Annotated in this window: 24 protein-coding genes and 1 tRNA gene; 10 read left to right on the plus strand and 15 right to left on the minus strand. The window is 62.0% G+C overall.

All coding sequences use genetic code 11. The features are described 5' to 3' along the window. Positions 1 to 61: 61 nt before the first annotated feature. Genes ACXAF5_RS10235 through ACXAF5_RS10250 form a run of 4 tightly spaced genes read left to right on the plus strand, consistent with a single transcriptional unit; the run spans position 62 to position 3899 of the window. Positions 62 to 853, plus strand: coding sequence for an ABC transporter ATP-binding protein (locus tag ACXAF5_RS10235; RefSeq protein ID WP_239320172.1), 792 nt, complete (start codon positions 62 to 64; stop codon positions 851 to 853). Then, complete coding sequence (locus ACXAF5_RS10240) at positions 850 to 1563, plus strand: ABC transporter ATP-binding protein (protein WP_239320170.1); 714 nt, start codon at positions 850 to 852, stop codon at positions 1561 to 1563. The genes ACXAF5_RS10235 and ACXAF5_RS10240 overlap by 4 nt, the downstream gene beginning before the upstream one ends. Positions 1564 to 1566: 3 nt before the next feature. Then, complete coding sequence (locus ACXAF5_RS10245) at positions 1567 to 2577, plus strand: branched-chain amino acid ABC transporter permease (protein ID WP_239320169.1); 1011 nt, start codon at positions 1567 to 1569, stop codon at positions 2575 to 2577. Continuing rightward, complete coding sequence (locus ACXAF5_RS10250) at positions 2574 to 3899, plus strand: branched-chain amino acid ABC transporter permease (protein WP_474946509.1); 1326 nt, start codon at positions 2574 to 2576, stop codon at positions 3897 to 3899. The genes ACXAF5_RS10245 and ACXAF5_RS10250 overlap by 4 nt, the downstream gene beginning before the upstream one ends. Before the next feature lie 52 nt (positions 3900 to 3951). Here ACXAF5_RS10250 and ACXAF5_RS10255 read toward each other — a convergent pair whose 3' ends face one another. Next, the gene (locus ACXAF5_RS10255) at positions 3952 to 5496 is read right to left on the minus strand and encodes a helicase HerA-like domain-containing protein (RefSeq protein WP_474946510.1); all 1545 of its coding nucleotides are present in this window, start codon (positions 5494 to 5496) and stop codon (positions 3952 to 3954) included. Positions 5497 to 6072: 576 nt separating this feature from the next. On the opposite strand from ACXAF5_RS10255, the gene ACXAF5_RS10260 reads away from it, so the two are divergent. Continuing rightward, positions 6073 to 6720 (plus strand): invasion associated locus B family protein, encoded by a 648-nt coding sequence (locus tag ACXAF5_RS10260; RefSeq protein ID WP_474946511.1) that lies wholly within the window; start codon positions 6073 to 6075, stop codon positions 6718 to 6720. A 78-nt stretch (positions 6721 to 6798) separates the two neighbouring features. Here ACXAF5_RS10260 and ACXAF5_RS10265 read toward each other — a convergent pair whose 3' ends face one another. Genes ACXAF5_RS10265 through ACXAF5_RS10280 form a run of 4 tightly spaced genes read right to left on the minus strand, consistent with a single transcriptional unit; the run spans position 6799 to position 11085 of the window. After that, complete coding sequence (locus ACXAF5_RS10265) at positions 6799 to 8007, minus strand: beta-ketoacyl-[acyl-carrier-protein] synthase family protein (RefSeq protein WP_239320162.1); 1209 nt, start codon at positions 8005 to 8007, stop codon at positions 6799 to 6801. 34 nt (positions 8008 to 8041) lie between these two features. After that, positions 8042 to 8299, minus strand: a complete 258-nt coding sequence (locus ACXAF5_RS10270; RefSeq protein WP_239320161.1) for an acyl carrier protein — start codon at positions 8297 to 8299, stop codon at positions 8042 to 8044. A gap of 51 nt (positions 8300 to 8350) precedes the next feature. Further along, positions 8351 to 9424 (minus strand): UDP-3-O-(3-hydroxymyristoyl)glucosamine N-acyltransferase, encoded by a 1074-nt coding sequence (gene lpxD, locus ACXAF5_RS10275; RefSeq protein ID WP_474946512.1) that lies wholly within the window; start codon positions 9422 to 9424, stop codon positions 8351 to 8353. Positions 9425 to 9462: 38 nt separating this feature from the next. After that, the gene (locus ACXAF5_RS10280; protein WP_474946513.1) at positions 9463 to 11085 is read right to left on the minus strand and encodes a L,D-transpeptidase family protein; all 1623 of its coding nucleotides are present in this window, start codon (positions 11083 to 11085) and stop codon (positions 9463 to 9465) included. A 358-nt stretch (positions 11086 to 11443) separates the two neighbouring features. Here ACXAF5_RS10280 and mepK point away from each other — a divergent pair, with 358 nt between their 5' ends. Both mepK and ACXAF5_RS10290 read left to right on the plus strand, forming a co-directional pair. Continuing rightward, complete coding sequence (gene mepK, locus ACXAF5_RS10285; RefSeq protein ID WP_239320152.1) at positions 11444 to 12010, plus strand: peptidoglycan L,D-endopeptidase MepK; 567 nt, start codon at positions 11444 to 11446, stop codon at positions 12008 to 12010. A 184-nt stretch (positions 12011 to 12194) separates the two neighbouring features. Next, positions 12195 to 12271: transfer RNA gene (locus tag ACXAF5_RS10290), tRNA-Arg, on the plus strand. 112 nt (positions 12272 to 12383) lie between these two features. Here the strand turns inward: ACXAF5_RS10290 and ACXAF5_RS10295 are convergent. Beyond that, positions 12384 to 13085 (minus strand): enoyl-CoA hydratase/isomerase family protein, encoded by a 702-nt coding sequence (locus tag ACXAF5_RS10295; RefSeq protein WP_474946514.1) that lies wholly within the window; start codon positions 13083 to 13085, stop codon positions 12384 to 12386. Positions 13086 to 13488: 403 nt separating this feature from the next. On the opposite strand from ACXAF5_RS10295, the gene aroQ reads away from it, so the two are divergent. Beyond that, positions 13489 to 13938 (plus strand): type II 3-dehydroquinate dehydratase, encoded by a 450-nt coding sequence (gene aroQ / locus ACXAF5_RS10300; RefSeq protein ID WP_239359793.1) that lies wholly within the window; start codon positions 13489 to 13491, stop codon positions 13936 to 13938. After that, a complete protein-coding gene (locus tag ACXAF5_RS10305; RefSeq protein WP_239320143.1) occupies positions 13935 to 14690 on the plus strand; it encodes an autoinducer binding domain-containing protein in 756 nt (251 codons plus the stop codon). Before aroQ ends, ACXAF5_RS10305 begins: the two co-directional genes overlap by 4 nt. Before the next feature lie 425 nt (positions 14691 to 15115). Here the strand turns inward: ACXAF5_RS10305 and tsf are convergent, their stop codons facing one another. The 5 genes from tsf to ACXAF5_RS10330 form a co-directional block, all read right to left on the minus strand. Next, a complete protein-coding gene (gene tsf / locus ACXAF5_RS10310; RefSeq protein WP_474946515.1) occupies positions 15116 to 15991 on the minus strand; it encodes a translation elongation factor Ts in 876 nt (291 codons plus the stop codon). An 80-nt stretch (positions 15992 to 16071) separates the two neighbouring features. Then, the gene (gene rpsB, locus ACXAF5_RS10315; protein WP_474946516.1) at positions 16072 to 16842 is read right to left on the minus strand and encodes a 30S ribosomal protein S2; all 771 of its coding nucleotides are present in this window, start codon (positions 16840 to 16842) and stop codon (positions 16072 to 16074) included. A 168-nt stretch (positions 16843 to 17010) separates the two neighbouring features. Next, positions 17011 to 17856 carry a lyso-ornithine lipid O-acyltransferase gene (gene olsA, locus ACXAF5_RS10320; protein WP_474946517.1) on the minus strand — a complete coding sequence of 282 codons (846 nt, stop codon included), beginning with the start codon at positions 17854 to 17856 and terminating at the stop codon, positions 17011 to 17013. Continuing rightward, on the minus strand, positions 17853 to 18614 hold the full coding sequence (olsB, locus tag ACXAF5_RS10325) for an L-ornithine N(alpha)-acyltransferase (protein WP_474946518.1): 762 nt from the start codon (positions 18612 to 18614) through the stop codon (positions 17853 to 17855). The genes olsA and olsB overlap by 4 nt, the downstream gene beginning before the upstream one ends. A 108-nt stretch (positions 18615 to 18722) precedes the next feature. After that, the gene (locus ACXAF5_RS10330) at positions 18723 to 18905 is read right to left on the minus strand and encodes a DUF3553 domain-containing protein (protein WP_239320132.1); all 183 of its coding nucleotides are present in this window, start codon (positions 18903 to 18905) and stop codon (positions 18723 to 18725) included. A gap of 28 nt (positions 18906 to 18933) precedes the next feature. On the opposite strand from ACXAF5_RS10330, the gene ACXAF5_RS10335 reads away from it, so the two are divergent. Beyond that, a complete protein-coding gene (locus tag ACXAF5_RS10335) occupies positions 18934 to 19530 on the plus strand; it encodes a histidine phosphotransferase family protein (protein ID WP_474946519.1) in 597 nt (198 codons plus the stop codon). Between the two features lie 99 nt (positions 19531 to 19629). On the opposite strand, the gene ACXAF5_RS10340 is transcribed toward ACXAF5_RS10335, so the two are convergent. The 4 genes from ACXAF5_RS10340 to ACXAF5_RS10355 form a co-directional block, all read right to left on the minus strand. Next, positions 19630 to 20895 (minus strand): glutamate-5-semialdehyde dehydrogenase, encoded by a 1266-nt coding sequence (locus tag ACXAF5_RS10340; RefSeq protein WP_474946520.1) that lies wholly within the window; start codon positions 20893 to 20895, stop codon positions 19630 to 19632. Positions 20896 to 20985: 90 nt separating this feature from the next. Beyond that, positions 20986 to 22092, minus strand: a complete 1107-nt coding sequence (gene proB / locus ACXAF5_RS10345) for a glutamate 5-kinase (protein WP_474946521.1) — start codon at positions 22090 to 22092, stop codon at positions 20986 to 20988. Further along, positions 22080 to 23126 (minus strand): GTPase ObgE, encoded by a 1047-nt coding sequence (obgE, locus tag ACXAF5_RS10350; protein ID WP_239320125.1) that lies wholly within the window; start codon positions 23124 to 23126, stop codon positions 22080 to 22082. Before obgE ends, proB begins: the two co-directional genes overlap by 13 nt. A 170-nt stretch (positions 23127 to 23296) precedes the next feature. Beyond that, on the minus strand, positions 23297 to 23833 hold the full coding sequence (locus ACXAF5_RS10355; RefSeq protein WP_239320123.1) for a GNAT family N-acetyltransferase: 537 nt from the start codon (positions 23831 to 23833) through the stop codon (positions 23297 to 23299). Positions 23834 to 23881: the final 48 nt, after the last annotated feature.

A 23881-nucleotide genomic window follows, 5' to 3' on the forward strand; every position in this document is an offset into this window, starting at 1 on the left:
CGCCCCGGGCTGTTCCAAATTAAAAGGGGCCGCAAAAACATGCGGCAGGGGATGAAATGACATGATCGTCGTCGAGGATTTGCACAAGCACTTCGGCGGGTTCCACGCGGTGGACGGCGCTTCGCTGGAAATCGCCAAGGGCTCCATTACCGGTTTGATCGGACCAAACGGTGCGGGAAAAACCACTCTTTTCAACGTTGTGGCGGGTGTTCTTCCACCTACGTCAGGCCGCGTCCTGATGGATGGTGAGGACATCACGGGCCTGCCACCGCATGAGCTGTTCCACAAGGGATTGCTGCGCACCTTCCAGATCGCGCATGAGTTCTCCTCGATGACCTGCCGCGAGAACCTGATGATGGTTCCGGGCAATCAATCGGGAGAGACGCTGTGGAACACCTGGTTCGGCCGCAAGCGCATCGCCGAAGAGGAACGCGCCCTGCGTGCCAAGGCGGATGAGGTGCTGGAGTTCCTCACCATCGGCCATATCGCGGACCTGAAGGCGGGCGAAATCTCGGGCGGTCAGAAAAAGCTCTTGGAGCTGGGCCGTACCATGATGGTCGACGCCAAGATCGTGTTCCTCGATGAGGTGGGCGCGGGCGTGAACCGGACGCTGCTCTATACCATCGCCGACGCCATCAAGCGCCTCAACGAGGAGCGCGGCTACACCTTCGTGGTGATCGAACATGACATGGAATTCATCGGCCGTCTGTGTGACCCGGTGATCGTCATGGCCGAGGGCAAGAAACTGGCCGAAGGCACCCTGGACGAGATCAAGGCCAATGAGCACGTGATCGAAGCATACCTGGGGACCGGTCTGAAAAACAAAGACAAATTGCAAGGGGCGGACGCATGAGCGAACCCTTTCTGATTGGTGACAGCATGACGGGGGGCTACGGCAAGGGGCCGGACATCCTGCATGACTGCACCATCGCCGTGAACCCCGGCGAAATTGCCGTGATCGTCGGCCCCAATGGCGCCGGTAAATCCACCGCCATGAAGGCCGTGTTCGGAATGCTGAGCGTGCGCTCCGGTGCGGTGCGCCTGGGGGGGGAAGACATCACCAGCCTCAGCCCGCAGGACCGGGTGGTCAAGGGCATGGGCTTTGTGCCGCAGACCAGCAATATCTTCACCTCGATGACGGTGGAGGAAAACCTCGAGATGGGGGCGTTCATCCGCACCGATGATTTCTCCGACACGATGGAGCAGGTCTATCACCTGTTCCCGATCCTGAAGGAAAAGCGGTTTCAGGCCGCCGGAGAGCTGTCGGGCGGTCAGCGTCAGCAGGTGGCCGTGGGCCGCGCGCTGATGACCAAGCCCAAGGTGCTGATGCTGGACGAACCCACCGCGGGTGTCTCGCCCATCGTCATGGATGAGCTGTTCGACCGCATTATCGAGGTCGCCCGCACCGGGCTGCCGATCCTGATGGTGGAGCAGAACGCCAAGCAAGCGCTTGAAATCGCGGACAAAGGCTATGTCCTGGTTCAGGGCCGCAATGCACATACCGGCACCGGCAAGGAGCTGCTTGCCGATGACGAAGTGCGCCAATCGTTTCTGGGAGGCTAAGAGATGGATTTCCTCAACGCCTTCGTGGCGCTTTCAAACTTCGTGCTTGTTCCCGGCATCGCCTATGGCAGCCAGCTGGCGCTAGGCGCGCTTGGCGTGACGCTGATCTACGGCATCCTGCGGTTCTCGAATTTTGCCCATGGCGATACCATGGCCTTTGGCACCATGGTGACGATCCTCTTCACCTGGTGGTTCCAGTCGATGGGGATCTCCGCAGGTCCGCTGCCGACGGCCTTGCTGGCCCTGCCCTTTGGCATCGCCATCACCATGGCGCTTGTGGTCGGCACCGACCGTGCCGTGTTCCGCTTCTATCGCCAGCAGAAGGCAAAACCTGTGGTGTTCGTGATGGTCTCGCTTGGCGTGATGTTCATGATGAACGGCCTGGTGCGTTTCATCATCGGCCCCGGCGATCAGCGGTTCTCGGATGGCGAGCGTTTCATCATCAAGGCCCGCACGTTCAAGCAGATGACCGGCCTCGATGAAGGGCTTGCGATCAAGACCTCGCAGGGGATCACCCTGGTGACCGCGATAATCGTTGTGGCGCTGTTGTTCTGGTTCCTGAACAAGACCCGCACCGGCAAATCCATGCGCGCCTATTCCGACAATGAGGATCTGGCGCTGTTGTCCGGCATCAACCCGGAGCGCGTGGTGATGATCACCTGGCTGATCGTGGCAGCGCTGGCCACCATTGCCGGTACGCTTTACGGTCTTGATAAGTCCTTCAAACCGTTCACCTATTTCCAGCTGTTGCTGCCCATCTTTGCGGCTGCGATCGTCGGGGGGCTTGGCAATCCGCTGGGCGCGATCGCCGGCGGTTTTGTCATCGCTATGAGCGAGGTGATGATCACCTACGCCTGGAAAAAGGTTGCAGGCTATGTCCTGCCGGAAAGCCTGGAGCCTGACGGGCTCGCGCAGCTGCTGAGCACCGACTACAAATTCGCGGTGTCCTTCGCGATCCTGGTGATCGTGCTCCTGTTCAAACCCACCGGCATCTTCAAGGGGAAAGCGGTATGAACGATACGATGAAACATACGCTTCTGTTTGTTGCCGTTGGCGTGCTGCTGGTGCTCGAAGGAACCACCACCGCCGCAGGCGTGTTCTCCGGGTCGTGGAATTCGTCGCTGACCATTCTCAACATGGGTCTGATCTCAGCGATCATGGCGCTTGGTGTAAACCTGCAATGGGGTTTTGCCGGGCTGTTCAACGTCGGCATCATGGGCTTCACCGCGCTTGGTGGTCTGGCCGTGGTGCTGACCTCGATGCCGGCAACGCCGGGGGCCTGGGAGGCTGGCGGTCAGCGGATCGTGGTTGCATTGATCCTCGGTGCGGCGACCATTGCCGCCACCATCGTCGCCTATCAGAAACTGCCGGCGGGGCGGGTGCGGACGGTGGCGATGCTGGCCATTCTCATCCTGGGATTTGTCCTCTACCGGGCCATGCTTGACCCGGGTGTCGAGGCGATCGAGGACATCAATCCCGCGCTGGAGGGCAATATCGGTGGCCTCGGACTGCCGGTGCTTCTGGCCTGGCCGGTTGGCGGGCTCCTGGCTGCGGGCGCGGCCTGGGTGATCGGCAAGACCGCGCTGGGGTTGCGCTCGGACTATCTGGCGATCGCCACCCTCGGCATTGCCGAGATCATCCTTGCGGTGCTCAAGAACGAGGATTGGCTGTCGCGGGGCGTCAAGAACGTGGTCGGCCTGCCCCGGCCGCTGCCTTATGAGGTCGATCTGCAAAACGATCCCGCCTTTGTCGAACGGGCGGCGTCCTGGGGCTTTGACGCCACCACCGCCTCCACGCTTTACGTCAAGCTGGGCTATGCGCTGCTGTTCACCGTGGTGCTGCTGGTGCTGTTGTGGATGGCGCAGATGGCGCTCAAGAGCCCGTGGGGCCGGATGATGCGCGCGATCCGCGACAATGAGACGGCCGCAAATGCCATGGGCAAACATGTCACCCGGCGTCATTTGCAGATCTTCATCCTCGGCTCTGCCATCTGCGGTGTGGCCGGTGCGATGATGACCACGCTCGACAGTCAGCTGACCCCCGGGACCTACAACCCGCTGCGGTTCACCTTCCTGATCTGGGTGATGGTGATCGTGGGTGGCTCCGGCAACAATTTCGGCGCGGTGCTGGGCGGGCTGCTGGTGTGGTTCCTCTGGATCAAGGTTGAACCCCTCGGCGTGCTGCTGATCGAAGTTGTCACCGCCGGCATGGCGGAGGACAGCGGCCTGCGCGCGCATCTGCTGGAGAGCGCGGCGCATATGCGTCTGTTTACCATGGGGCTGGTTCTGCTCCTGGTGCTGAGGTTTAGCCCACGCGGCTTGATCCCTGAAAAGTAACAATAAACGCCGCCTCATCGGGGCGGCGTTTTTCTTCGGGGATGGCAGTGTCTCAGCGTCCCTTGAACAATCCGCCCAGAATGCCGCGCACGATGCGGCGGCCGGTTGTGCTCTTCAACTCCTTGATGACCGCCTCCGACATGGCAGAGGCGATCGTGTCGGCGCCCCCGATCCGGCGGGCAGAGGACCGCCCCACCCGGCTGCCGCTGTAGCGCCGCGCTGCATTGAACTCCCGCACCATTGGATCGGGCGCATGCTCGGCCTGGTCTTCTGCATCGGCGGCCTCTGTTGCAGCGGTACTGGCGCGCGCCATCAGGATTTCATAGGCCGAGTTTCGATCAACCGGGGCGTCATATTTCCCCGACATGGGGGATTGGCGCAGAACCTCTGCCCGTTCCGCCGGTGTGATTGGCCCCAACTGGCTGGAGGGCGGGCGGATCAGCGTGCGCTCAACGATTCCCGGCACCGCCTTTTTCTCCAGCAGCGAGGTGACCGCCTCGCCAACGCCAACATCGCGGATGGCATCCTCGGTCGAGAACCGCGGGTTTTCGCGATAGGTCTCGGCGGCCAGTTTCAGCTTCTTGCGGTCGCGCGCGGTAAAGGCCCGCAACGCATGCTGAATTCGGTTGCCGAGCTGCCCGAGGATATCTTCGGGAATGTCATCCGGCGATTGGGTCACGAAATAGACCCCGACCCCCTTGGAGCGGATCAGCCGCGCCACCTGCTCCACCTTGTCGACCAGCGCCTTGGGCGCGTCTTCAAACAGCAGATGTGCTTCGTCGAAGAAAAACACCAGCTCCGGTTTGTCCGGATCGCCCACCTCCGGCAGGGTTTCGAACAATTCGCTCAGCAGCCACAGCAGGAAGGTGGCATAGAGCTTCGGCGCCGCCATCAGCTTGTCAGCGGCGAGGATATTGACCATGCCGCGGCCGGTGTCGTCCCGGCGCATCAGGTCCTTGAGGTCCAGCGCCGGTTCGCCAAACATGTCGGCACCACCCTGGTTTTCCAGCACAAGCAACCGCCGCTGGATCGCGCCGATCGAGGCGGTGGAGACATTGCCGTAGCGCAGCGACAGCGCGTCCCGGTTTTCCCCGACCCAGACCAGCAGGGCTTGCAGATCCTTCAGATCCAGCAGTGGCAGACCCTGTTCATCGGCGAGGCGAAAGGCGATATTCAGGATGCCCTCCTGCGCGTCGCTCAGTTCCAGCAGCCGCCCCAGCAGCAGCGGGCCCATTTCGGCGATCGTCGTGCGCGCCGGATGACCCTGCTGCCCGAACAGATCCCAAAAGGTCACGGGCACGTCGTGATAGTCAAACGCGGTAAATCCAATTTTTTGCGCTCTTTTAACAAACGCGTCGTGCAGCTCCGCCGATGCGCTGCCGGCTTTGGCCAGTCCCGACAGATCGCCTTTGACATCGGCCAGGATGACGGGCACGCCCTGGTTTGAGAAACTCTCTGCAAGAATTTGAAGTGTAACGGTTTTCCCGGTGCCGGTGGCCCCGGCGATCAACCCGTGCCGATTGGCGTAACGAAGTTGCAGGTGCTGCGCGTCGCCATAGTCTGCACCGCCCCCTCCAATAAACAATTCCTTTGGCATTCGGTCAGAACTCCTAAAGCCGGTTATGGAACAAAAATACAATGTTAACCTTTATGTGCCAGCGTGAACTTGCCCGTTGGTTCGAATGCGGTTGAACTGACGGACATTTCCTCCCTGTCAGACTGGCCGTGCCTTAGTGCACGGCCATTTTTTTGCGGGGCGCCTCGCGACAGCCAGTTCGCCCGATCAGCGCTATTGGCGGGCCTCCAGTTGATCTTCCTGAAATCGCCACCCCTGTCACAGGGCTTTCGCAATAAAAGCGCAAAATGGCGCGCTGGCGAAGATACGCGATTTTTTTCTCATTGCATGTTGACCGATGAGGATTTCGCTCGTAACGTTCTGATTAATAACTAAGTCGGCCAGTCCGACGGGGAGATGTGTACGTAAAAGGGGGCTTCGGCCCCCTTTTTCGTCATTCTGTCGCGTTTGGGGGCGCGTCGTTGCCCCGCGCGCCCCACGCCGCGCGCGAACATCGGCGGATTTCAGGTATTTGCAAGCGAAACGGGCGTTATTCCCCTGACACATGCAGGTGGTCATGTTACATGGCGAAGACAGTTTCAAACAGAAGAGGCATTCATGTTGAAATCCCTCAGCTCGGTCTCTCTTGCACTTCTCCTCGCGGCCTCGCCGCTGGTAGCGCAAGAGACGACGGATCAGGACACAGCCGATCAGACTGCGGACACCGCAGAGCAAGATGCAGAGGCGCCCGCAGCCACTGCGGACCAGCTGCTGGATCTGGGCACGCCCGCGGATGCGGCGCTTCGGGTGGGGCAGCGCTATTCGAAAGAGAAATTCGGAGATTGGGACCTCGCCTGTGTGCGCACCGACTCGGGCGAAGACCCCTGCTCGCTGCTCCAGGTGCTGCTGGATGAGGAAGGCGGCCCGGTGGCCGAGGTTTCGCTGTTCCGCATCGATCAGTCCGGTGGCGGTCTCGCGGTTGCGGGTGCCACGGTGATTGCGCCGCTGGAAACGCTGCTGCCGGCCGGCCTGACGGTCTCGGTCGACGGCGCCCCCGGCAAGCGCTACAACTTCTCGTTCTGCAATTCCGCCGGCTGCGTGGCGCAGATCGGCCTGACCGAAGCAGACATCAACGCGTTCAAACAGGGCAACGAGGCGATCTTCAGCCTGCGCCCGGCGCCTTCGCCGGATACCACGGTGTCGGTGCCGATGTCGCTGAACGGCTTTACCGCCGGCTTCAACGCCGTGGACGTGGTCAAGCAGTAACCGCGCATAGTCTGACTGTGAAAGCGCCCGCCTGACGCATCAGGCGGGCGTTTTTCTTTGGGGGTGTTTTCTGATGGCTCAGACGCGTTTCAGCGCAAGCACCGCGTTCAGCCCGCCAAATGCAAAGGCGTTCGACAACGCCACATCAACCTTGGCTTCGCGCGCCTCATTTGGAACCACGTCCAGGGCGCATTCGGGATCCGGCTCCTCGTAGCCGATGGTCGGCGCGACCACGCCATCCCGCAACGCCATGATACATGCCAGAAGCTCCACCGCGCCGGTGCCGCCAATCAGATGCCCGTGCATTGATTTTGTCGACGAAATCATAAGGTTATCGGCATGCGGCCCAAACACGTCCGCAACGGCGGCGCATTCGGTCTTGTCATTGGCGGCGGTGCCGGTGCCATGGGCGTTGATATAGCCAACCTCATCGGCGTTGATCCGTGCATCCCGCAGCGCACCGGAGATTGCGCGCGCCGCGCCCTGCTTGCTGGGCATGACAATGTCGGCGGCATCGGAACTCATGGCATAGCCCGCGATCTCGCAGAGGATCTCCGCCCCGCGGGCGCGGGCGTGTTCATATTCCTCGAACACAAAGATCCCGGCACCTTCGCCCTGGACCATGCCGTTGCGATTGGCGCTGAAGGGGCGGCAGGCGTCCTTGGACATGACCCGCAACCCTTCCCAGGCTTTGACGCCGCCAAAGCACAGCATGGATTCGGACCCGCCGGTGATCATCGCCGGGCTCATGCCGCTGCGCACCATCTGAAACGCCTGGGCCATGGCGTGATTGGAGGAGGCGCAGGCGGTGGAGACCGTAAAGCTCGGCCCCTTCAGGTTATACTCCATCGACACGTGGCTGGCGGCCGCGTTGTTCATGAGTTTAGGAACCACAAAGGGATGCACGCGGTTCTTGCCGTCCTCGTAGACCGACCGATAGTTGTCGTCCCAGGTCGAAACGCCGCCGCCCGCAGTTCCAAGCACCACACCGGAGCGCGCGGCGAGGTCGCCGGTAAACTCAAGCCCCGATTGCCGGATCGCCTGGCCCGCGGCCACCAATGTGAATTGGGTGAACCGGTCATAGAGCACCATCTGCTGGCGGTTGAACCGGCCTTCTGCTTCGAAATCACGGACTTGGCCGCCGATCTTGATGGCCAGACGATCTACGTCGCGAAACTCCAGTTCGCCGATGCCACAGCGCCCCTCGCGCATCGAGGTCAGGGTCTCGGCGACGGAATGCCCCAGCGCATTAATGGTTCCAGCGCCGGTAATCACAACGCGTTTCATCGCAAATCCTCTTGTCCCGCCATGTCCGGCGCGATCAGCCCTTTTCGGCGATCAGCTTGTCGATGCCGGTGACGATGGCAGCAACATTTGAAATATCGAAATCGCTCTGTTCAGGTTCATTGGCGTTGAAGGGGATCGTGATGTCGAATTCCTCTTCGATCGCAAAGATGCTCTCAACCAGGCCAAGGCTGTCGATCCCGAGATCTTCCAGCGTGCTGTCGAGAGTGACATCCGAGGGGTCCAGCACCGCCTGTTCCGCGATGATTGCAATGACCTTGTCCTGCGTGCTCATGAAGGGGCTCCTGCGGAAGATAAGTTTGGCAGAGGTTTACTGACTGCTTTGCTATTTGAAAACAGCCTTTTTCAGCGCGTCCAGTTCGCGCATCAGCCGCGGCAGGCGGCGTTGTGCCTTGTAGATTTCGGTGTGCGTGTCCATCTTGACCGCCGGGTAGCCCATCATCACGCGGCCCGCGGGAACATTGGACAGGATCTTGGTGCCGCCCCCGGCGATGACCCGGTCGCCGACAAAGAGATTGTCGGCAACACCGCATTGGCCACCAAGCACCACGTTGTTGCCGATGTCGACAGACCCCGACAGCCCGGTCTGGCCGCACAGCAGGCAATCATTGCCGATGCGGCAGTTGTGTCCGATGTGTACCTGGTTGTCGAGCTTGGTGCCATTGCCGATCACGGTGTCGCGGATGGTGCCGTTGTCGATGGTGCAGTTGGCGCCGATTTCCACGTCATTTCCGATTCTTACGGCACCCAGCGAATGTATGCGGACCCAGGATTGCGCATCGGTCTCGCCCTGGTCTCCCAGTGTTTTGCGGGCGTTTTCGACGCCGGAAGTCTCTGGGGTGACATAGGAGAACCCATCCGACGCGATCCGGGCGCCGGGCTGGGCGCGGAACCGATCACCGATGGTCACACGCGCCCCGATCGACACCATTTCCCGCAGATGCGCCTGCGCGCCGATGGTCACATCGGCCCCGATGAAGCAATGCGCGCCAAGCAGCGATCCTTCGCCGATCCGTGCATTCGGCCCCACCACGCAGAGCGGACCGATGCTGACATCGGCGCCGATCTGTGCCGTCGGATCAATCACTGCCGAGGGGTGGATGCCGGGCTGTTCTCCCTGACCCGGGTCGAGCATTCGCGTCACGCCACCCATCGCCAGGCGTGGACGGGTGGCAAAGATCGCCGCCTCCAGCCCCATGCCCTGCCAATCGGCCCCGTCCCAAAGCAGCGCGGCACGGGCGCTTCCAAGCGCCAGCGCATCGGCATATTTCGGCGCCATGGCCATGGCGAGCGCATCCGGTTTGGCGTCCTGCGGCTCTGCCGCATGGGTGACCGTCAGATCGAGTGCACCAGCCGCCTCAGCGCCAAGTGCATTGGCAATTTCACGAATGGTGAACATCGGGCCATCCCTCCTGAACCGGATCCTTGGCCCGAGACTTAGCCTTGAACGCCGGGGAGTGCCACCCCTGCCTGTTCCAGTGCCGACCAGATCTTTGCGTCACGCCCGTAGACGTCGCGGCGGAATTCGGCGCGCCCCTCTTCGGAGACAAAGGCGGTGCGATAGATGATATGCACCGGCACGTTCTGCTCAAGCTCCACCTTGGTTTCGCGGCCACTGTTCAGGATGCTGTGGAAATACTGTTTCGGATCAGAGGTTTGCCGCGCCAGCAGCGCATAGGCGAATTCGAAAGGTTTCTGCAGCCGGATACAGCCATGCGAAAAGGCGCGCACCTCGCGCCCAAACAGGCTCTTTTGCGGGGTGTCATGCAGATAGATGTTGTACTTGTTGGGGAACATGAACTTCACCAGCCCCAGCGCGTTGCGGCTGCTGGGCGGCTGACGCATGGCAAAGGGAAAGCTGCGCGCGGTGAACTGGGTGAAATCCACATTGTTGCGGTTCACCACCCGGCCCCGGCTGTCGGTGATTTCGATATAGCTGTGGGCGTTCGGGTTGTTCTTCAGCTTCGGCAGATATTCCTTGGTCACGATCGAACGTGGCACATACCAGCTCGGGTTGATGACCATATGTTCCATCTCGTCGGAGAACTCCGGCGAGCGGCGGTCGTAGCTGTTGCGGCCAATCACCGAGCGGGTGACAAAGGTCACCTCGCCATTGTCGATGATCTTGGCAGTGAAATCCGTCTGGTTGACGAGGATGTGGCGGTCGCCGCGCTCCGGCGTCAGCCAGCGTTCACGCTCCATCGCGACCATCACCGATTTGATCCGGTCGCTGACCGGGCGGTTCAGCTCCTTCAGCGTGCCCTCGCCGGCGATACCATCCACTTCCAGCCCGTGCTCTGCCTGGAACCGCCGCACGGCGTCCTCCAGATCAAAGTCATAGGCGGCGCTGGCGGTCGGATCCATGTATCCCATCGACACCAGCCGGTCCCGGAGCGCCACAACACCTGCCCCGGTGTCGCCGGGCTCCATCTTGCGGACAGGCACCGACGCGCCCCAGCCGCCCGCGGCCAGCAGCGCCTCGAGGCGCAGTTTCTCGCGCAGCAGCGCCCGGTATTGCGCCGAGGCGGGCACCAGGCTTTGCAGGAAGGCATGCGGCCGCTGTTCGGAGATCCCCCGCAGGAGCGCCGTCATGTCGATCTTGTGTTTCTTGCGAACGATGCCGTCGTCAATGCGGGATGGCGTATCGATCAGGCCGGTCTGCAGGTCGGTGGCATAGTCCACAAGCGCGCGGCTCAGCGCAACTTCGACGGCGCCCAGATCGCGGGTGGAGCGCACGGCGCGCATCTGTTCGGTCAATTCGACCACGCGCGGTGCCATGTCGGGCAGACCGTGCTGTGCGGCCTCGTCCAGCGCCTGCATCAGGGCCTGACGTCGGGCCCGGGCCTCCTCAGTGTCGGCGGTCCAGATCGGTTCAAAGCCGTTCTCGCGGTAGAACGCGGAGACATCGGCATCTTCCCACGCCATTTCCGCAACCGCCTGTCGGAAGCCGGCAGTGGAGGCCTGGGAGACACTGCCCCAAAGGGGCGACACGGCCAACGCGGAGGCCATCAGCCCCGCTTTGAGAAAGGACGAAAGTTTTGGTGCGCAAGGCCGCGACATTCTCAATACACTCCAAGATATAACGCAAGGGTTCCAGATAGACCCTAACCGACTGTAGGTAAACGACCCCCTTGCAAGTCCATTCACATTTGCATCAGCCGTGTGGTTGAGGCCGCAATGGTGCCCGTAAACCGCAATAGCGGCGTTTTGTTCCCCGGCAGGAGGGGGAAAAACGCCCCGCCCCTCCCCTTCTGCGCGGGATTTTGCCGAAAATCCGGTGCTTTCCGGCCACAGATCAATCCCGTCTTGGCAGGCGATTCTCGCTGTGCCATACAGCCTGTGCGTATCAAAACGCGTAAATTCCCGACAAATATCGGGCAGTGTGAAAACAAAAGCGTATGGGACAACGCTCATCACAATGGCAGAAAAAAATACCGGGTTTACCCGTCGAGCACTCTTGAAGGCATTTGCGGCAACCACCGTCGCATCCGCCCCCACCTACTCCCAGGCAGCAGGCTTCCTCCGCGGAGGTGGCGATATCCGCCGCATCCGCATGTATTCCGGTCGCACAGGCGAACGCCTCGACATGGTCTACTGGATTGATGGCAAATACATCAAAGATGCGGTCAAGGAGATCAACCACTTCATGCGCGATTGGCGGACCGATCAGGTCAAGTCCATGGATCTGCGCACCATCGACATCATGGCGGCCTCGCATAACCTCCTGGAGGTGAACGAGCCCTACCTGTTGTTGTCCGGTTACCGCAGCCCGCAGACCAACGCGATGCTGCGCAGCCGCTCGCGTGGTGTTGCCAAGAACTCCTTGCACATGAAGGGCCAGGCCGCAGATCTGCGTCTCGCGTCGCGTTCGGTTGGTCAGATGGCGCAGGCCGCACAGGCTTGCAAGGCTGGCGGTGTGGGTCGCTACTACGGCTCGAACTTCGTTCACATGGACTGCGGCGTCGTCCGCACCTGGCGCGGCTAACACACGCCTGTCGCCTGTCCCCGATCTGGTTTGCGCGCTGTTCTGCCACAGCGCGCCCATTTGCGTTTCGAACGCTGGTTCCACCGCCCCCACGCCGCGCGCCAATTCAGCACAAGGAATTGCCGGATCGGGTGTTTTTTCCATTGCAGAGGGTACAGCAGCCGCGTATATCGCGCAGACAGACGCACCTGTAGCTCAGCTGGATAGAGCGCTGCCCTCCGAAGGCAGAGGCCATAGGTTCGAATCCTATCAGGTGCGCCACTTACCCCTTTCCCGAAAATGTACCGATGTTGGCATGCGGCAGTAATCCTGACGCGCCGTTGCGCTGGCGGGTGCCTTCTGACACGGCCGCCTCCGCAGCTGGGTCTGGCCGCTAGCCCACAAGACGTTTCTCTGTGGCCGGTGTCGACATGCTCTCGTCCAGACACGTTTCGATCCGGGCGATGGTGTCCCGGCGCAGGTCGCGCTTGATCTCCGCATAGGTGGCCGGAGGCAAGCTTGCACATTTGCGCGCCTCTTTCAGGGCATAGCCGTGCAGATCCTCCAGATCATCGGCGATGATTTCGATGATCTGCGCATTGCGCGCGGCGATCGGACCCAGGCGTTGCCCGGTCAGCATCAGGCGCCGCTGGGTATTGGTGTCCAGGGACGCACGGGCAATTTCCATAAGCGCTGCCGAATACCCCTGGCCTTGCTGGACCTGCGACAGTTCGAACCCGGCCCGTGCGTGGGCGACCCGGATGTCGCTGGCCAGAACAAAGAACATGCCGGCACCGGAACAGAGCCCGGCACAGGCCGTCACCACCGGCTTTGGGCTTGCGTAGAGCGCCAGAAAGGCGGCGTTCAGTTCCGCGTCGGGATGCTCTGCGCCTGCTGGCAAACCGGTGCAGAAATCCTTGAACGGGCTTGTCAGCAGCAGCGCGCGCACGCTGTCGTCCCGGGACAGGGCCATGATCTCGGTCTGAAAGTCGCGCAGGAACGCGGCCGTCAGCCGGTTCTCAGGCGCATGGCCCAGTTGCAACTCCACCACGCCATCCCCATGTGGCCGCCGGTTGAGCCATTCCTCTTGTGCCATATTCACCCCCAGTGATGTCTCAGGACCACAGGCGCACGTCACCTGCGGTTCACGGGTGCGAGTCTCTGACGGGAGGTTTGCCAATCTATTACCAGCCTCAGGCAATACGTGCGCAATTGTAGCTGTTTCACTCGGGAGGCAGGCTCTGGCGCAGGCCAACGCCCCGCTCTGACCCGCGCCGAGGCCGGCCCCGGCTCGGGTAGATGTTTGGTCTGCATTTGTTTTTCACGTAGTGCACTGATCTTGACCTCACCGACAATGCGCGCATGACTGGGGGAAGAGACTGGTTTTTCACCGCGACGCCCCGAAAAACTCAGGCTATGTGTGGTGTCGCACCGCCGGAACGCCAGGCCTGTCTTCCGGATCAGGCAAGCGCCCTGGCGTGATCTAGAAAGGACAGATGATGAAGAGCGTATTGATCCTCAATGGCCCGAACCTGAACCTGCTGGGCACCCGGCAGCCGGAGGTCTACGGGTCACAGACGTTGGCGATGGTCGAAGATGCCTGTCGCCAGCATGGGGAACAAGCCGGTCTGGAGGTCGCCTGCTACCAGTCGAATCACGAAGGGGACCTGCTCGACCAGATCCATGCGGCCAAGGGCAAATATGACGGCATCGTGCTGAACGCCGGGGCCTATACCCACAGTTCGATCGCGCTGATGGATGCCATCTACTCTGTCGAGGTGCCCACGGTCGAAGTTCACCTATCCAACATCCATGCGCGCGAGACGTTTCGCCATACCTCCTACATCGGGCGCGCGGCGCTGGGGCAGATCTGCGGCTTTGGCGCCTTTGGCTATCTGATGGCGATCGACGCCTTGCTGCAGCACCATGCCAGCCGGGAAGTGTCATGACACTGAGCGACTATCTCCACCGTCTGACCCAGTTCAAGACCATGGAGGAGCTGTGGCATGCCCATGTCAACCAGATGGGCCGCTACGGGTTTGACCGGCTGATCTACGGCTACACACTGTTCAAGACCGCGACGTCGCTCGGCGATCCGGACGATTTTGTGATCCTGAGCAATCACAGCCCGGAGTATCTCAACGGCTTCCTTGCCGAGGGGCTCTATGCCGATGCGCCAATGCTGGACTGGGCGCTCACCAACGAGGGCTTTGCCAGCTGGCGCCGCGCCCATGACATGGCGCGTGCCGGGCAGCTGGATCCCAAAACCCAGGCCGTTTACGACTTCAATCAGCGGATGGGCGTGAAGGCCGGCTACACCATCAGTTTCAACTCGGCCACGCAGCGGTTCAAAGGCGCGATCGCCCTGACCGCGCGGCGGGATCTGACCCAGGATGCGGTTGATGAAATCTGGGAGGCGCATGGGCAGGACATCCTGCTGATGAACAATGTTGCGCATCTGAAGATCCTTACCCTGCCCTATCATGCGCCCAATCGGGGGCTGACCAAACGGCAGCGCGAGGTGCTGCAATGGGTGGGCGATGGCAAGACCACGCAGGACATCGCGATCCTGATGGGGCTGACACCTGCAACCATCGAAAAACATCTGCGGCTGGCGCGCGAATCCCTCTGCGTGGAGACCACGGCGCAGGCGGTGCTGAAGGCGGCGCTGCACAATCAGATGTATGCCGTCGTGACCTGAGGATTCGCCCCGTCACCCGATCCGGAACCGATCCGCCAGAGGCAACATTTTTACGACGTTTTGTTGATCCTTCCCTGAAGTACACACGCGAAGAGGTAAGGAAATCAAGACTTTCGCCTTATGCGTTAAAACGACATAATCTAGGCGTTCCGTGAGTGGTGGCTTAGCCTGGGAACTACGGGAAACGATCCTTGAAATTACAGGGCTCTCCGACCTGTCCGGTCGTTGGTGTGTATTGTTCCATGCCAACGACCGGAGATATTCCACACATCTAACGTCATACGTCACCAGGACGGACCCCGCGCTCAGCGGGCATTGTTGCGTGCCGCTCTGCCCGTGGCTTGGGCGTCCGACGAGCGCCCAAAACGAAAAACCCCCGGCGCACAGAGGCACCGGGGGGCAAGATCTTGGCAGTGGAGCCGGGCTTAGCCCTGAGCGGCTTTGGCCACTTCTGCTGCGAAGTCTTCTTTTTCGACTTCGATGCCTTCGCCAACCTCAACGCGGATGAAGCCGGTGATGGTGGCGCCCGCTTCCTTGGCTGCGGCTTCCACGGTCAGGTCCGGGTTCACCACGAACTGCTGGTTCAGCAGGGTGGATTCGGCGACGAATTTCTTCATGCGACCGTCGATCATCTTTTCGATGACCTGCTCCGGCTTGCCGGATTCGCGGGCGATGTCGATCTGAACCTGACGCTCTTTCTCGACCAGCGCCGGATCCATGTCCGCCTCGGACAGGGCCGCCGGGTTCACGGCTGCGATGTGCATCGCGACCTGCTTGCCGATGGCTTCATCGCCGCCGGTCAGTGCGACCAGAACGCCGATTTTGCCCATGCCGTCGGTGGCCGCGTTGTGCACGTAGGACACGACGGTTTCACCTTCCAGCTTCGCCATGCGACGCAGGGTCATGTTCTCGCCGATGGTGGCGATCTTGTCGGTCAGGGTGTTGGCAACGGATTTGCCACCCAGATCGGCTTCGGCCAGCGCTTCGACGGTGTCCACGGACAGGGCTGCCTTGGCGATGCCGGCGACCATCTCCTGGAATTCGCCGTTTTTCGCGACGAAGTCGGTTTCGGAGTTCACCTCGACAGCAACACCTTTGCCGCCGTCGACGACCACGGCCACCAGGCCTTCTGCGGCGGTACGGCCGGATTTCTTGGCCGCTTTGGCGAGGCCCTTGGTGCGCAGCCAGTCAACGGCAGCTTCCATGTCGCCGTCGTTTTCGACCAGTGCTTTTTTCGCGTCCATCATGCCTGCGCCGGTGGATTCGCGCAGTTCTTTCACCATTGCTGCAGTGATTGCCATCTTGGGCTCTCCTCAAGTCAAATGCGGTTTGGGGCAGGTCTACCCTGCCCCGCATGTCAAATCGATGACAGGCTGTCGGATCAGGCCTCAGCGGCCTCTTCCGCGACGGCTTCTTCGACCGGTGCTTCTTCCAAGGCACCAAGGTCAACACCGGCCGCGCCAAGCTGGGCGGACATGCCGTCCAGAGCCGCACGGGATACGAGATCGCAGTAGAGCGAGATCGCACGCGCCGCGTCATCGTTGCCGGGGATGATGTAGTCCACACCTTCCGGGGAGCAGTTGGTGTCGACGATGGCCACAACCGGGATGCCCAGCTTGTTGGCTTCGGCAATCGCCAGGGATTCTTTCTTCACGTCGATGACGAAGAGAAGATCCGGGATGCCGCCCATGTCGCGGATGCCGCCGAGCGAGGCTTGCAGCTTCTGCTGGTCGCGTTCCATGCCCAGACGCTCTTTCTTGGTCAGGCCTTCGGCGCCGGCTGCCATGCGCTCGTCGATCTCTTTCAGACGGTTGATCGACTGGGACACGGTTTTCCAGTTGGTCAGCGTGCCGCCGAGCCAGCGGTGGTTCATGTAATACTGCGCGGATTTCTCTGCGGCTTCGGCGATCGGCGCTGCGGCCTGACGCTTGGTGCCAACAAAGAGAACGCGGCCACCCTTGGCAACGGTTTCACGGATCGCGTTCAGCGCCTGATCCAGCATCGGAACGGTCTGGGTGAGGTCCATGATGTGGATGCCGTTGCGCGCGCCGTAGATGAAGGGCGACATGCGCGGGTTCCAGCGCTGAGTCTGGTGACCAAAGTGAACGCCAGCTTCCAGCAGCTGACGCATGGAGAACTCGGGAAGAGCCATGCTATTCTATCCTTTCCGGTTTAATCCTCGGCGGGGGTTCAGAAGCGGATGCCTCCAACCGGCGGTCTGTCAGGGATGTCTCCCCTGGACAGGCCAAACCCCGCCTGCGGGTTCGATGGCGCGCGTATAAGCCAGCTTGGGCAGCAGCGCAAGCGCAAAAGCGCGGCATCAACGCTGTTCCAGCACATCCCTGCGCAGGGCCTGATGTCCGGCGCGCACGATGTCGCCACAGGCGCGGGCCAGTGACTTGCGATCCGCAAAGTCGCGCACCGCCAGCGGGCTGTGATAACGCAGTTCCACCCGCCCGGGGGCGCGTGTGGCGAGAACCTTCAACACATGCGGGCCAAATTCCATATCCCCCCACCAGCCGTAGTAACGCGGATCAGCGCCATCGGGTGCGTGAAAGACCACCGAAACCGGCTGCACATGGAGCCGATCCCGCAGATCCGCGTCAAACAGAGAGGCAAACAGCGTGGTCTTGAAGGGCAGCACCTGCAAGCCGTCGGTGGAGGTCCCTTCCGGGAAGAACAGCAGCTTGTGCCCGGCTTTCAGCCGCTCGGCAAAAAGGGTTTTCTGCGCGCTGGCCTGAGACCGGTCGCGATCAATGAACACCGTGCCGGTGGCCCGTGCCAGCCAGCCGATCCCGGGCCATGCGGCGACCTCGGATTTCGACACGAAATAGATCCGCTTGGTGGCGTTGAGTGCAAATATGTCGAGCCAGGAGGTATGGTTTGCCACCACGATCCCGGGCTGCGACATCGGGGCGCCTGTCGCCTTGAAGGACAGACCGAGGATGCGAAAGGCGTTGCGGCAGACAAACATCGTGATCGCGGGGCTGACTGGCCGATGCAGGCCACACAGCGGGCGTTCGACCAGCCGGATCAACAGCAACAGCACCAGCCCGCCAAAGATCAACACCGCCAGCGGCACGCCGCGCCGCAAGGCACGCATCCAGTCGCGCCCGGACAGTGTCATCGTGTCCGGTGGAGTATCGCTGTTCCAGCTGACGCTCATTCCGCGCTGCTGCCCCGGGTGTAGATCCGGCTCTGACGCGCATTCATCCGCGCGGTATCGAGGATCAGGCACACATCGGTGGTGTTGAAGTCATGATCGACAAACGCGCCATCGCCCACAAAGCCCCCGAGCCGCAGATAGGCCTTGATCAGCGCCGGGGTCTCCAGCATCGCGCTGCGCCGGTCGATCTGCTCTGGCGGCAGCAGATCCATCGACTGATAGCGGGTCGACCGCACCCGGAGATCCTCGGGCGCCAGATGGTTGGCGTTCAGCATCGACAGCGGCTGTGCCAGCGCGGCGGGATCGGTGCCGTGGAAGGACGCGACGCCAAACAGCACCTCGATGTCATGCGCGGCCACATACTCCGCCAGACCGTTCCAGAGGTGGAACATGGCCATGCCGCCACGGTAGTCGCGGTGCAGGCAGGAGCGCCCAAGCTCCAGCAGCCTGCGCCCGGACTGACGCAGCGGGGTCAGGTCGTATTCGTCTTCGGAGTAGAACTGCCCCAGCGCCGCAGCCTGATCGCTGCGCAACAGCCGGTACACGCCGACCACCTCGTCGGTGCTGGTGTCGCTGACCAGCATGTGATCGAAATACGGGTCGAACTTGTCCTGTTCCAGCCCGGCCTCGTGGTCCACGAGATCGCCACTGCCGCCGAGTTCGCGCACAAAAACCTCGTAGCGCAGCGCCTGCGCGGCTCTGAGGTCCTCGTCCGTTTCGGCAATCCTTACGGTGAATTGCGGCGCGCCATCGTGCATAAGTCTGTTCTACCCCTGATCTGTGGCGGGCAAATAGCCCATCGGCATGTTCGCGCGCAAGATATATGCACACTTGTCTGTGATTGGTTAACCTTTCATAAACCGTTTTTACGGATCAAAGACTGGAACAAGGGCAACGCGCGCACCGTCAAAGACGACTTTGCCCTGGTCGGGAAAATTGACTGTGATCTTGCCGCCCACGTTTGACTGCACCTGCCCGACGCCCCACTCCGGGTGATCGGGATGGCGCACAAACATGCCGGGGGCCAGGATCGCGTTGAGGTCGTTCATATCGGGATGACCCTATTGGAGGAAAGTTATGGGTGTAGATAACGCCAATTTGGCCGCATTGGTAGGCTCTCGGATCTGTCACGATCTGATCAGCCCTGTGGGGGCCATCAACAACGGCCTGGAGCTGCTGGGCATGTCCAACACGTTGGACGGCCCGGAGTTGGAACTGATCTCGGACAGCGTCAACAACGCCAATGCCCGCATCCGTTTCTTCCGGGTCGCCTTTGGCGCTGCCGGTGAACAGGAACTGGGCCGCGCAGAAGTCGAAAGCGTGCTCGCCGATGTCAGCAAGGGCGGGCGGATCAAGTACAACTGGTCCTCCGACGGGGCGGCCGCACGGCGCGAGGTCCGCATGGCCTTTCTGGCGGCGCTGTGCCTGGAAACCGCCCTGCCCTATGGCGGCACCGTGCAGATCCTGCGCAGCAGCGACAGCTGGACCGTGGTGGGCGAAGGGCGCAAGATCAATGTCGACGAGACGCTCTGGTCGGGCTTGAGCGGCCAGGACCACAGTGCCGAGATCACACCGGCCCTGATCCAGTTTGCCCTGCTGCCGGAAGCGGCGCGCGAGGCCGGACGGCGGGTGAGTTTCGATCAGACCGTCGACAAGGTCTCGATCAGCTTCTAGGCCGATGCCCCGCCTCTTGCGCGGGAGGCTTGTCTGAAACGTTGAACAACGCCGCGCAGTCTGCCGCGGCGTTGTTGGCTTTTAAGGCGCTTCCGCCTGTTAGGTGCGCACGGTGCCGTCGCCGCGGACCAGATATTTGAAACTGGTCAGCTGCGTTGCCCCCACCGGACCACGGGCATGCATCTTGCCGGTGGCAATGCCGATCTCCGCCCCCATGCCGAACTCGCCGCCATCGGCAAACTGGGTGGAGGCATTGTGCATCAGGATGGCGCTGTCCAGCTCCGCAAAGAATTGCGCCACGGCTGCGTCATCCTCGGTGATGATGCAATCGGTGTGGGCCGAGTGATAGCTGCGGATATGGGCAATCGCCTCGTCGATGCTTGCCACTTTCTTGGCGGCAATAATCGCATCGAGGTATTCCTTGCCCCAATCCTCGGACGTGGCGACCTGCATGCTGTCCGGGCCGGGCAGGCCCTCTTCGGCGTGGATTTCGACCCCGCCCATGGCGAGTAGCTCCAGCACGTCCTTGCCGATGGTCTCGGCCACATCCTGATGGATCAGCAGGCATTCCGCAGCGCCGCAAATACCGGTGCGCCGGGTCTTGGCGTTCAGGACCACATCGATCGCCTTTTTGCGGTCGGCGTGTTTGTCGATGTAGATGTGTACGATGCCCTCGAGATGGGCAAAGACCGGCACGCGGGCCTCGCGTTGCACCAGCCCGACCAGCCCCTTGCCGCCACGCGGAACAATCACATCCACGTAGTCGGTCATGGTCAAAAGCTCCTGCACCGCCGCGCGATCACGGGTCGGCACCAGTTGCACGGCGTCCTCGGGTAGACCCGCAGCCCGCAGCCCGGCGGCCAGACAGCCATGGATTGCCTGCGCCGAATGCAGGCTCTCAGAGCCGCCGCGCAGGATCACCGCGTTGCCGGATTTGAGGCATAGCGCGCCCGCGTCCGCGGTCACATTGGGGCGGCTTTCATAGATCACGCCGATCACCCCAAGCGGGGTGCGCACACGTTGGATACGCAGGCCGGTGGGCTGCGTCCATTCTTCCATCACCGCACCGACGGGGTCGTCCTGCGCAGCAACTGCGCGCAACCCATCGACGATACCCTGAATACGCGCCTCATCCAGCATCAGCCGGTCCATCATCGCAGAGGACAGCCCCTTGTCGCGACCAAACTCCAGATCCTTGGCATTGGCGGCGATAATGTCCTCGCGCTTGGCCCAGACTTCATCTGCGGCAGCGGTCAGTGCCTGTTCTTTCTGTGCCGCGCTAGCGGTGGCGAGCTGTTGCGCAGCCGCTTTGGCGCGCGTGCCGATGTCTGTCATCAACGCGGGAATATTTTCCAGATCTTTCATGTCTTTGCCCTTTGTTTCCCCAGGCGGGGTCCGAGCCGCACCGCCACGTCGCGCGGCGATGGGAAATCTCGCATGCTCAGAATGACAGGATCAAAGCGCCATGTCATCCCGATGGATCAAGGCCGCGCGCCCCGCATAGCCGAGGATGTCCTCGATGTCAGCGGAGCGATGCCCCTGGATGGCGCGGGCTTCCTCTGCCGTATACCGGCTGAGCCCCTGCCCCAGTTTGCGCCCGTCTGGGCCGAGGATGGCCAGCGGATCCCCGCGGCCAAAGTCACCCTCCACATGACGCACCCCAGCGGGCAGCAGACTGTTTCCATTTTGCAGCGCCTTGGCGGCGCCCTCGTCCACGGTGATCACACCGCGGGTCTTCATCGCGGCGATCCAGCGTTTGCGCGCCACCTGCGGATCCCCTTGGGCGGTGAACCACGTCGAGGGCGCACCCGCGTCGAGCGCAGCAACCGGCGACATCACCGAGCCTTCGGTGATCGCCATGGCACAGCCCGCGGCGGTCGCCATCTTGGCCGCCAGCAGTTTGGTGATCATGCCGCCCTTGGACAGGCCAGAGACCCCGTCACCCGCCATCGCCTCAATTTCGGGCGTGATGGTTTCGATGCGATCAAACCGCTTGGCGTGGGGATCAAGCGCCGGATTGGCGCTGTAGAACCCGTCCACATCCGACAGCAGGATCAAGACATCTGCCTCCACCGTCACCGCGACCTGCGCCGCAAGGCGATCATTGTCGCCATAGCGGATCTCGTCGGTGGCGATGGTGTCGTTTTCATTGACGATGGGCACCGCGCCCAGCCCGATCAGGGTCTCCAGCGTGGCGCGGGAATTGAGGTAACGGCGGCGGTTTTCGCTATCCTCCAGTGTCACCAATACCTGCGCGGTGGTGATGCCATGCGGGGCCAGCGCCTCCTCATAGGCGCGCGCGAGGCGGATTTGGCCTACGGCAGCGGCGGCCTGCGATTGCTCCAGCGGCAGATCGGCACGCGGCAGGCCCAATGCACCGCGCCCCAGCGCAATCGATCCCGAGGACACGAGGATCACATCCTTGTCCTGCTCTTTGAGGCGCGCGACATCCTGCGCCAGCGACAGGAGCCAGTCCTGCCGCAACGCGCCGCTGGTGCGATCCACCAGCAGCGCAGAGCCGATCTTGATGACGACACGACGCGCCGTGTTCAGGGCTGCCAAGGGGTGTCCTCCTCCTCGGACGCCTCCGCCTGTTTGATCCGCAGGCGGTCATCGTCGATCTCGGCCCGTACGGCCCGCAGCACCTCGTCAAGACCCTCGCGGCTGACGCTGGACATCATCCGCACCGGTGCGCCCACCTCGGCCTCAAGTGCGGCACGCGCCTCGGCACGTTCCTCGTCATCCAGCGCGTCGATCTTGTTCAGGGCTGTCACCCGGGGCTTGTCGGCAAGTTCGCCGCCATAGGCCTCAAGCTCGTTGATGATGGTGCGGTAGTCCTCGGCCACGGTCTCGGACGTGCCGTCGACCAGATGCAGCAACACCGCGCAGCGTTCCACATGGCCCAGAAAGCGGTCACCGATGCCGCGGCCTTCATGCGCGCCTTCGATCAGGCCGGGAATATCCGCCATCACAAATTCAGTGTTATCAATCCCCACCACCCCGAGGTTCGGGTGCAGCGTGGTGAAGGGATAATCGGCAATCTTGGGCCGCGCGTTCGATGTGGACGACAGGAACGTCGACTTGCCCGCATTCGGCAATCCCAAAAGCCCCGCATCCGCGATCAGCTTCAGCCGCAGCCAGATGGTGCGCTCGACGCCCTCCTGACCGGGGTTGGCGCGGCGCGGCGCCTGGTTGGTGGAGGATTTGAAGTGCAGGTTGCCAAAGCCACCGTTGCCGCCCTTGGCGAGCAGCACGCGTTCGCCGACCTCTGTGAGGTCCGCCAGCACCGTTTCTTCATCCTCGTCGAGGATCTCGGTGCCCACCGGCACCCGCAGTACAATCTCGTCCCCGTCCTTGCCGGAGCGCTGGCGCCCCATGCCGGACTGGCCGTTTTTTGCAAAGAAATGCTGCTGATAGCGGAAATCGATAAGCGTGTTCAGCCCATCCACGGCCTCGGCCCAAACCGAGCCGCCCTTGCCGCCGTCACCGCCATCGGGGCCACCGTATTCGATGTATTTCTCGCGCCGAAAGCTGACGCAACCGTTCCCGCCGGCGCCGGAGCGAATGTAGACCTTTGCCAGATCGAGGAATTTCATGAGTAGGCCTCTGTGTTCGAGTTGGATCGCCAATACTTGAATTAAGGGGATGGCTCAACCCTGCGTCTGTGTTGGTGGCGCGGCCCGTAGCGGTCGACAGAAAGCAGACCATAAAAAACGCGGACCCGCATCAGCGCGTCCGCGATGTCTGTCGCCGGCTGACCGCGGGGTTACAGCTTGCGGCTGTAGGTCCAGGTCGGGACATTGGCGTTGCGCGCGACAGAGAAATCCTCCGCATCGCCCAGGTATTCGAACCCGCAATGCGCCAGAACCCGCGCCGACGCCGGATTGTCCTGAAACACGCTGGCGAACATGGTCGCATCCCCCAAGGGGTTGGCTTCGACCAGCAATTGCACCGCCTTGGAGGCCAGCCCGGTGTTCCAGAACGGCGGCGCCACCCAGTAGCCGACCTCGGACTGGTTGCGGTCCATGGATTTCAGGGAAATCACCCCCATCAGCTCGGGACTGCCGTCCTTGGTGCCATCCATCGCCCAGATGAATTCGCCCTGCGCAGCCTCCATCGCCCGGCTGACATAGGCTTCTGCCGCGCCGGGGGGATAGGGATGCGGGATCGGCGCTGTCATCTTGGCGACCCGCGCGTCCCCTGCATAATGTTCGATCAAACCCGCATCCGACGGCCGCAGCGGCCGCAGATCAAAACGATCTGCCTCGATGATGGTTTGCCGATCTGCCTGATCCAAACCCATGACCACGCTCCTCCTCAAAAAACTCAAACTGCGGCAAGACTGGGACTT

Source organism: Epibacterium sp. ABV4_022 (genome assembly GCF_056159345.1).